A 6,661-nucleotide genomic window follows, 5' to 3' on the forward strand; every position below is an offset into this window, starting at 1 on the left:
CCAAATGAATACTGAATCTGTACAGACCGAAAATTCTGTTTTTTTTAAACAGTTGGATATCTGTTGCAAAAAAGTAGCATCCCAGGTTGGTGAAAAAAGCATTTCGGATTGGAAGAACAGCGATTATATTAAATTAAGTGGTTTACTTCACCGTAAAACAAAGGTTCATTTAAGTGAAAATACGCTGAAACGCATTTTTGGAAAGCTTAAAAAACCTACACGTTATTACCCCCAAAAAGCAACAAGAGATGCCCTTGCACAGTTTATTGGTTTTAGGGATTGGTATGAATTTGAACTTTTACATCCGGTTACAGAAAAAGAAGCAGCGGCAAACACAGCCTTACATTTAGCACCTTCGAAACCCAAACAGAATTATACCTTTTATTTAATACTGACACTTTTTATCCTGGTTACCGTTGCGGGCATTTATTATATCCTGAGCAGTGGCAAAGTCCATAATGTTAAACTGATCTGTTTAAATCCTGAAGGTAAAAGTCCGCATTCTGCTATTTTTAAGCTCGGCATTAATGGCAAACTGTCTGATAAAGCCGGTAATTTTACTATCGATTTTGCAGACGGGACTTTAAAGCAGTCTAATTTCAGCGATAGCATTGCCAACCATTATTACGAAACCCCCGGAAGATATTTCCCACGGTTATATTATAAAAATGCCATTATTGATACGGCTTATGTATACCTGCAGAGTAAAGGCTGGAACATTATTGCAACCATGCAAAATGATTCATCGAGGGTTTACCCGATATTAAAAAAGATTGCTACAACTAATGATTATCATGTATCCAGCAGAGATGTGCTTGATGCCGGTGTTGATACCAGCAAAACATTTTTTGTTTCTTTTGCCAATGTGAGGCCTACGGGAATCAGTGCCGATAACTTTGAGTTTAATGCCGACATTACCACTTCGGCCGAGCGGCCCGGGGTACGTTGCTCGCAGGTAGATCTGGTTGTATATGGCGAACACGACAAGCATTTTTTAAGCATCATAAAACCCGAATGTACCGTTTGGGGTTCTTACAGATTTTCGGAAGTACAAAAAATCGGGGCGAAAGATGATCTGCGGGAATTTGGTCACGACCTTACCAATGGTGGCAGGGTTAAACTTCGGATAGAAAACCAAAAAGTGGTTTTGTTAATTGATGATAAAGAAATTTTTAAGACAGTATATCATACCCCGATAGGAAAATTGATGGGCTTTAAGGTTATTTTTGCAGGTATAGGTTCTTTCAAAAACTTTAAGCTCTCTGATTTAAAAACAGGCGAAAATTTTTAAGCCGCTTTAATCGGTATCGCTTTTTTATATTCCAGAAATAGATATCCAAAGGAATAGGTTATTCGGCAAACTGTTAAAATGGTTATATTAGCGGCGCTAAATCATTAATGAATAACTCGAAAAACACTAATCTGAAGAAAATTTTCTCATTTCTTTTAAAAAAGGAATGTGTAATTGCCATTTACCTTATACTGGCTGTTGTTGCCGGTTTCAAACAATACCACCACCATTCGTACAACAATTACCTGATCTTTAAATATGTTTATTGGCATACTACAGATCTGCAGAATTTATACAATAATTATGCAGAATATCGGGATAGCAACCATTACGGACCGGTATTCTCGGTTTTTATTGCGCCATTTGCCTTATTACCCGATGGTTTTGGCAGCATATTGTGGAACATCGCCAATGTATGCATATTGCTCTGGGGTATTTATAGCTTACCCATATCCCTTAACAAACGCACCATTATTGCCTGGATCTGTGCGCACGAAACATTAACCGCGCTGTTCAGCTTTCAGTTCAATATTGCCTTAACCGGGATTATTTTACTCAGTTTTTCTTACCTAATTAAGAAAAAGGAGGTACAATCGGCCTTTTTTATCGCTTTTGGAACATTGGTGAAACTTTATGGCATAGTGGGACTTGCTTTTTTCTTTTTCACAAAAAATAAACTGAAATTTATTTTAGGCTGTTTTATTGCTTTTGCGCTGCTGTTTGTATTGCCGATGGCAATTTCATCGCCGGCATTTGTGATCCAATCTTACGCTGATTGGTACCATTCGTTAGCACATAAAAATGATTTGAATGCCTCATTAACCTCTTTTCAGGATATTTCTTTAATGGGAATGGTAAGAAGGGCAACAGGAAACGTTAACATTCCGAACCTGCCCTTTTTATTGGGTGGATTAATTTTATTCGGATTGCCTTATACCCGTATCAATCAGTACGAACATTTAGGTTTTAGATTGATGTTACTGGCCTCAACACTGATTTTCACTGTAATTTTCAGTAGTGGGTCAGAATCGCCAACTTATATCATTGCTTTTGCAGGTGTGGCCATCTGGTTTATGGTGCAACAAAATCCGAAGAAAGGCTGGATAATCGGTTTATTTATTTTTGCTTTTATCCTCACCAGCCTGTCTCCAACCGATATTTTCCCAAGGCCTGTTAAAGAATTTATTCGTCTATATTCACTTAAAGCCCTACCTTGCGTAATGATTTGGTTTACTATAGTTTTCCAGATGATGAAAGAAGATTTTGAATCGTACCTGATTGCCGATTAATGAATAAGTTAGTTTCTATAGTAATTCCCGCCTACAATGAAGCCGATAATATTTTCGTAATTGCCGAGAGTATTAAAAACGTTTTCTCGACCATCGATTACCGTTACGAAATTATATTGGTGGATGACGGCAGTGCCGATCATACCCTCCAAACCATAAGGGATTATGCGGCAACCGTAGATAATGTTTTTTTTCTGGAGTTTTCTAAAAATTTCGGACATCAATTGGCGGTTAAAGCAGGTATGGACCACGCTTTTGGAGATTGCGTAATTTCTATGGACTGCGATATGCAGCATCCGCCAGAGCTAATCCCAAAAATGTTACGGAAATGGCAGGAAGGTTTCGAAGTGGTATACACCATCCGCGAAGAAGATAAAAATCTATCGAAAGGTAAAAGAAGTTCGTCAAACCTGTTTTATAAAACCCTAAACTGGTTATCTGATATCGATTTAGAACCTGGAGCAGCTGATTTTCGCCTATTGGACCAGAAAGTAGTGAGCGTTTTCAGGAATTTCCATGAAAACGAACCTTTTTTACGCGGTTTGGTAAAATGGCTTGGCTTTAAACAGTTTGCCATCAGATACAATCCGGCTGCGCGCTTTTCCGGACAGAGCAAATATACCTTAAAGAAAATGTTGAGGTTAGCCCTGCACGGGGTTACTTCTTTTAGTATTAAGCCTCTTTACTCGGCAGTTTATTTAGGTTTCATTCTTTCTTTTGCATCGGTACTTTATATCCCATATATTATTTACGCTTTTGTAAACCATGTAGAGGTTTCTGGTTGGGCATCGGTAATTATGACCATCGTCTTTTTTGGAGGACTACAGCTCATTATTTTAGGTATTATAGGTATTTATGTGGGTAAGATGTTTATGCAGTCTAAAAACCGCCCAAATTACATCATCCGTTCAACCAACATTCAAAATAAATAAATATGGTACTGTTAAGTTTTGATATCGAAGAATTTGATATGCCTTTCGAATATGGAAAAGATATTTCTTTTGCAGATCAGATTGCCATATCAAGAGCTGGAACTATTGCCATTTTGGATATGCTGGATAAATACGATGTAAAAGCTACTTTTTTTTGTACGGTAACTTTTGCCGAAAACATTCCCGATCTGATTAAACGCATTACCGAAACAGGCCACGAACTCGCTTCCCATGGTTATTACCATTCTGATTTTAAACCAGCGCACCTGCTTCAATCGAAACTCAAACTCGAAGAACTTTCGGGCAAAGAAATTACCGGTTACCGCATGGCGCGGATGATGCCTGTGGATGAAAAGGAAATTGAAAAGGCAGGATATGCCTATAACACTTCGATAAATCCAACCTATTTACCTGGCCGCTATAATAATTTTAATATCTCCAGAACACATTTTATTAAAGATAATGTACTGCAGATTCCGGCTTCGGTAAGTCCGTTAATAAGATTTCCCCTATTCTGGTTATCGTTCCATAATTTGCCATTAGGCATTTACAAAACATTAGCCAGCTGGACTTACAAAAAAGATAAATACTTAAATATTTATTTCCACCCCTGGGAATTTACTGATCTGGATGATTTTGAGAGGTTTGGTTTCCCTGGTTATGTAAGAAAGAATACCGGCACCAAAATGATTGCACGTATGGAGTCGCTTATTTCATGGATGAAAGCAAAAAACTATCCCTTCGGCACCTTTCAGGACTTTATCAGATCAATATCTTGATTGCAAACTGATAACTGTAAACTGCCAACTGATTACTATTTATAAGTTTCTGCCAACTTAAGTGCATTATAGGCATTAACAATTCCTCCGCTCACACATAGTTCGCTAAAAAGCACACGGACATTCCCACCCTTATCGTCCTTGTATTTCACTTTATGGGCTACCTTTGAAACCGATTTCATGATAATTTCCCTTACTTGGGCAGGTTTTAACTCAGGATAATAACTCAAAATTAAAGCGGCTAAACCAGCAACAACGGGCGACGCCATACTTGTACCGTCAGCTTCCTCATATTTCTGATCAGGTACTGTAGATTTGATCAGAAATCCGGGTGCAAAAACATCCACACTATATTTTCCGTAATTAGAGAAATCGGCTTTTAGGTTATCATCATCTTTATAGGCACTTGCACCAACCTCGATCCAATTGGTGGCGTGTGGAAGATTAAATTTGGCCGAATCTGCTACAATTGGTTTAACCAATGTTGATCTTTCAAAAGGAGGACGCATGCCCATTCCATTGTTCTGTGCTGTTGGGCGTGGAGGGGTAAAATCAGGCTTGGCAGGTTTTTTATTCGCATCTTTATAAACTTCAGCTTCTTTACCATCGTAAAATTTATTCGGATAATTTTCTTCCAAATCATTGTTCTGGTTATCGTTTCCTGCAGCATGAACCAACAGTACGCCTTTACTTTCTGCATATTTAACGGCAGAATCTACTGCCTTTTTATCCCATTTATAACTCTTGCCAAAACTCATGTTAATTACCCTGGCACCATTATCTACCGCATAACGGATCCCGTTGGCTACATCTTTATCACGTTCATCACCGGTGGGCACCACCCTAATGGCCATAATACTTACATTATTGGCCACACCAAAAATGCCTTCGGTATTGGTACGATCAGCACCAATAATGCCTGATACATGTGTTCCGTGAAAGGCATCAGGTCCTTTTACATCGTTGTTTCCGTAATCTTTTTGGTAAGAATTGCTATAATCATCGCCAACCAGTTCAGCGCGTAGGTCGTATTTAGGATTCAGGTTATATTTCAGCATCGCATCATATTGTTTATAACCTTCTTTGATATTTTTGTAAAACTTTTCAAAAGAGCCATCCTCTTTCGAGCCTTTTCTGATAATTGTTTTTACCTGCTCCTCTGTCTCATCATCGGCTTTATAATTGTCAACATCAGCTAAAGTTGGGATTTCCTTTTTATTAATTTTCGCTACAGAATCGAGCACTTTGTTTATTGCAATGAGAACTGAAAAAGTGTTGCTCGCATCTTCGTATTTTTTGCCAAAATCGCCAACCATTTTTTTGTACAACCTGAATTCTTCTTTTTGTGTGCTATCCAGAGGAGTTAAATTCGTTGTAGATTGATATTTTGGGGTATAAATCCTTAAGAGCCTCACTAATTCTAAATTATCGAACTCCAGATTTCCTTTTTTTGATCCGATAAAATTCCAGCCATGGATATCATCAATATAGCCATTACCATCATCATCTATACCATTCCCTGGGATTTCTTTCTTATTTGTCCACAAAACCCGTTTTAAATCTGGATGATTGATATCTACTCCGCCATCAATTACGGCTACAATAACGTTCTGCTTAGTTTTTTTATCCTTTAACAGGTCGCGGTATGCTTTCTCTGTACTAATACCAAAATATCCATTTTCAAGCAGATCTAAATTGAACCAATTGGCAGGGAGCTGTACATTTTTACTTTGGGCGAAAGCACCGAGGTTTAGGCACAAAATAAGAGCAAGAAAAATTAATTTCCTTAGGTTAGCGTTCATCATCATATTATGTACGTATTACTACAATAATACGGTTTTATTATGTTGAGGATGAAAGATTTTACATTTTTTAACAAGAACAAAAATGTAAAACGGATGATGTAGAATGGATAATGGGAGATAGAAAGTTTTCAGCGGCGATCTGCTTAATCTGCGGGAACATTACATCGTTAATACTAAAATTAATTTTATTTTCTTGAAGCGCAATACCTGTGCTTATCCGTTGGGTTCTGTCCTGCTGTACGCTAAATCCTTTTGGAAACTTTGCTTCGTAAGCAGCCTTATCCTTACCAAAAGGGATAACGCTTCCATCAGGGCTAATTAACCTGGGATAGAAGTACAATGAAAGATGTAAAATGGATGATGGAACTGGAGTTCTGCGAGGATCAGTGTTATCTGCGGGAACAAATAAATGCACCACCCTACAATAGCCACTATTTATTTGATGATGATTGACGGGAATACTTTAGGCTGTAGTACCTTACACGCTACACCTTCCGCCTTAAACCAAATTGCTATAAACGAAGAAAACCCTTCAACATTACTGTTAAAGGGTTTCTTTTAAGAT

General features: G+C 37.9%; 6 protein-coding genes. 4 read left to right on the top strand and 2 right to left on the bottom strand.

The genetic code is table 11. The annotated features are described in order from the left end of the window. Positions 1–4 precede the first annotated feature (4 nt). From B2V92_RS18535 to B2V92_RS18550, 4 genes are all read left to right on the top strand, one after another. Positions 5–1,291, top strand: a complete 1,287-nt coding sequence (locus B2V92_RS18535; protein WP_293310968.1) for a hypothetical protein — start codon at positions 5–7, stop codon at positions 1,289–1,291. Positions 1,292–1,398: 107 nt separating this feature from the next. Next, positions 1,399–2,580, top strand: a complete 1,182-nt coding sequence (locus tag B2V92_RS18540; protein WP_293310970.1) for a glycosyltransferase family 87 protein — start codon at positions 1,399–1,401, stop codon at positions 2,578–2,580. Next, on the top strand, positions 2,580–3,512 hold the full coding sequence (locus tag B2V92_RS18545; protein ID WP_293310972.1) for a glycosyltransferase family 2 protein: 933 nt from the start codon (positions 2,580–2,582) through the stop codon (positions 3,510–3,512). The genes B2V92_RS18540 and B2V92_RS18545 overlap by 1 nt, the downstream gene beginning before the upstream one ends. Before the next feature lie 2 nt (positions 3,513–3,514). Beyond that, positions 3,515–4,291 carry a polysaccharide deacetylase family protein gene (locus B2V92_RS18550; protein ID WP_293310974.1) on the top strand — a complete coding sequence of 259 codons (777 nt, stop codon included), beginning with the start codon at positions 3,515–3,517 and terminating at the stop codon, positions 4,289–4,291. A gap of 35 nt (positions 4,292–4,326) precedes the next feature. On the opposite strand, the gene B2V92_RS18555 is transcribed toward B2V92_RS18550, so the two are convergent. Then, positions 4,327–6,093, bottom strand: a complete 1,767-nt coding sequence (locus tag B2V92_RS18555; RefSeq protein ID WP_293310990.1) for a S8 family peptidase — start codon at positions 6,091–6,093, stop codon at positions 4,327–4,329. Positions 6,094–6,163: 70 nt separating this feature from the next. Beyond that, a complete protein-coding gene (locus tag B2V92_RS18560; RefSeq protein ID WP_293310976.1) occupies positions 6,164–6,436 on the bottom strand; it encodes a hypothetical protein in 273 nt (90 codons plus the stop codon). Positions 6,437–6,661: the final 225 nt, after the last annotated feature.

Origin of the sequence: Pedobacter sp. UBA5917 (genome assembly GCF_002432345.1) — a bacterium.
Taxonomy (GTDB): Bacteria; Bacteroidota; Bacteroidia; order Sphingobacteriales; family Sphingobacteriaceae; genus Pedobacter.

What these genes read in the sequence shown, in the direction of transcription:
- B2V92_RS18535 (WP_293310968.1), top strand. Translation starts at nt 5, where the DNA reads ATGAATACTGAATCTGTACAGACCGAAAATTCTGTTTTTTTTAAACAG.
- B2V92_RS18540 (WP_293310970.1), top strand. Translation starts at nt 1,399, where the DNA reads ATGAATAACTCGAAAAACACTAATCTGAAGAAAATTTTCTCATTTCTT.
- B2V92_RS18545 (WP_293310972.1), top strand. Translation starts at nt 2,580, where the DNA reads ATGAATAAGTTAGTTTCTATAGTAATTCCCGCCTACAATGAAGCCGAT.
- B2V92_RS18550 (WP_293310974.1), top strand. Translation starts at nt 3,515, where the DNA reads ATGGTACTGTTAAGTTTTGATATCGAAGAATTTGATATGCCTTTCGAA.
- B2V92_RS18555 (WP_293310990.1), bottom strand. Translation starts at nt 6,093, where the DNA reads ATGAACGCTAACCTAAGGAAATTAATTTTTCTTGCTCTTATTTTGTGC.